We start from the raw sequence: 2841 nt of genomic DNA, 5'->3' as shown, positions 1-2841 counted from the left end.
AAAAGAAGACAGCTTAATTCGAAATTATACGAGACTTCCATAAAGATCTTCCTACTCAGTAGTACGTTGATTTTCAAAGAACGGTGAGAGATCCTGGCTTACGTTCGTCCTTACTATTCAGGATGACGGTTTAGTGTTGTGATTTTGAGGAGATAAATATGCTCCCAACAGCACGTTGATTGCAAAGAGCGGTGAGAGATCCTGAACTACGTTCGTACCTCACTATTCAGGATGACGGTTGTAGTGTTGTCATTCTGATAGGACAAGTGTGCCTTATTTACCCGCCATATCTAAAATACGACCTATTTTTCCATCATCCTGAAGATACGACTCCACTTTATTCATCATCTTGAAGATCCGATCTACTTTATATGTCATCCTGAAGATACGACTTATTTTCCCTGTCATCCTGAAAAGCGACGAAGGAGCGCAGTTCAGGATCTCAAAAGAAGACAGCTTAATTCGAAATTATACGAGACTTCCATAAAGATCTTCCCAGTCAGCATTATGCCGAGTTACTAGATTTATCTTCCATTGCCTTTTCCAGTTTTTAAGCTGTTTCTCTCTTTCTATTGCGGTTAGCATTTCTGAAAATAATTCATAGTGAACTAATTTATGGGTTTGGTATGTTTGCGAGAAGCCTTTGATTAAACCTGATTTATGCTGCCAGATTCTAGCTTGTAAATTACTTGTCACACCAATATATAAAGTAGTGTTTTGATTGTTGGTTAGAATATATACAGCGGGTTGTTTTTCCATGAATAAATCACTTATTAAATAGTGGTATGAGATCCTGAACTACGTTCGTGCCTCACTATTCAGGATGACGGTTTAGTGTTGTGATTTTGATGAAGCAAAGGTGATAGCAAGGTTCTCCAGTAGCACGTTGATTCTCAGTAGTGGTATGAGATCCTGAACTACGTTCGTGCCTCACTATTCAGGATGACGGTTTAGTGTCGTGATTTTGATGAAGCAAAGGTGATAGCAAGGTTCTCCAGTAGCACGTTGATTCTCAGTAGTGGTATGAGATCCTGAACTACGTTCGTACCCTTACTATTCAGGATGACGTTAGTGTTGTCATTCTGAAAATGCGACCTACATTATACGTCATCCTGAAAAGCGACGAAGGAGCGCAGTTCAGGATCTCCTTCAGGTTGTTGAAAATCAAAATATAACGTCACTTTTAAGCAATTTTTCTTTGTTCTCCAATAACCCTTTAAATATCTGTTTTGTCTTCGGCTCACCATGAATCAAGAATATCTTCTGAGGCGCTTTAGGTATTCCCAATATAAAAGCCATTAAATCCTCTTGATCTGCATGTGCAGAGTAGCCAGACATGGAATGCACCCGTGCATTAACATTTACCTTATTATTTGAAATATAAACATAATCGTCACCATCTTGAAGTTGCCTACCAAGTGTTCCTTGAGCCTGATAACCCGCTAAAATAACATCCGTTTGTTGGTTCGGCAGTAAGGCTTCTAAATAACTCATGATCCGGCCTCCACTGCACATCCCACTTGCTGCCACCACAATCGCGGCTTCATTAGTTGAGGCTAAACGATTAACCAATTTTTGATGTTCACGATGATCTTTGACCGTAATAAGCTGCTCAAACGAAAGTGGATGGCGGCGAACTTTCTTTGTCTTATTCGTTACTTCGTCATATTCGGCTTCTTCATCCCATAATTGCTTGAACCGTTCATATTCTGTCGTTACCTTTTGCGCCAATGGCGAATCTAAAATAATCGGTAATTGTTGCCAAAAATCATCCGTGGTCGTTTCAGTTTCAATGCTATGGGCGATTAATTGTTCTATATCAAATAAAAGCTCTTGGGTTCTGCCTACACTGAACGCGGGAATTAAAATAACACCACCATCTTGTAATGATTGCTCGACGATTTTTTCCAGTCGTTGTGAGCGTGTTGCCACATCATCATGACATTTATCGCCATAAGTGGTTTCAATCACTAAATAATCAGCCTGTTTAGGTGAGGTTGGATCCGGTAATAGTGGCGTATTTCTTGGGCCTAAATCACCAGAAAAAACAATGACCTCATCATTGGGTAGCTGAAAGTTGATATACGCAGAGCCCAGAATATGCCCAGAAGGTGATAAATCAAATGTACCTAGGCCATTCTCAAGCTGTACCGATTCATTATATTGAACAGCACATATTTGCGACTCAATTTTTTCTAGCACACGTTTTCGTTGTTGGGTGTTCAAACCTAATTGAAGTTTTAATCCATCATCTAACATAAGAGGTATTAACGCCGCTGTCGCTTGAGTGCAGTAAATAGGTTTATCAAACCCAGCGGCTAATAACCACGGCAGCCGACCGATATGATCAATATGTGTGTGAGTAATAATAAGCGCTTTAATATGGTCGAGTGGAAATTCAATTTTTAAAGCATCAATAGTATCCGATGGTACATCTTTACCCTGGAAAAGCCCGCAGTCGATCAATACACTAGAACCATTAATATTTAATTCATGACAAGAACCTGTCACTGTGCTCTTCCCGCCATGGTGAAATAAGTAGTATTTGTGCTGTGGGTGTAGTCTATAATTAGTTGATATCATATTTTTTACTCTATTATTTACGGTTTTATATTGCTGGATTCTAGGCTTTAACCATGCAATATATAACCGATTTTCGAATGAATATTGAGCAATAAGGTAATGTTTTAGAACGATATAGTGTTATTTTTCTGAAACAATGAGATCTGTATCAAAAATAATAGAGCTTCTTAAGAGGAAGTGCCCTACAGCAACTCGCGACGCATCCATATTAATGATAGAATACGCGCAAATTTACAAGTGCGTGTTGGGGATGCGATT

General features: G+C 39.1%; 2 protein-coding genes. Both read right to left on the bottom strand.

What is annotated here, in order from left to right; translation table 11 throughout:
* Positions 1-468: 468 nt before the first annotated feature.
* Positions 469-759: a GIY-YIG nuclease family protein gene (locus FH976_RS15525; protein WP_194091683.1), complete on the bottom strand. Its 291-nt coding sequence runs from the start codon at positions 757-759 to the stop codon at positions 469-471.
* Between the two features lie 405 nt (positions 760-1164).
* A complete protein-coding gene (locus FH976_RS15520; RefSeq protein WP_194091682.1) occupies positions 1165-2583 on the bottom strand; it encodes an MBL fold metallo-hydrolase RNA specificity domain-containing protein in 1419 nt (472 codons plus the stop codon).
* Positions 2584-2841 lie beyond the last annotated feature (258 nt).

It is taken from the genome of Vibrio hibernica, from assembly GCF_015223435.1.
GTDB classification, from domain to species: Bacteria; Pseudomonadota; Gammaproteobacteria; order Enterobacterales; family Vibrionaceae; genus Vibrio; species Vibrio hibernica.
This window is presented reverse-complemented; position numbering and strand designations above follow the sequence as displayed.

Coding starts and splice junctions, on each gene's coding strand:
- FH976_RS15520 (WP_194091682.1), bottom strand. CDS start 2,583: ATGATATCAACTAATTATAGACTACACCCACAGCACAAATACTACTTA.
- FH976_RS15525 (WP_194091683.1), bottom strand. CDS start 759: ATGGAAAAACAACCCGCTGTATATATTCTAACCAACAATCAAAACACT.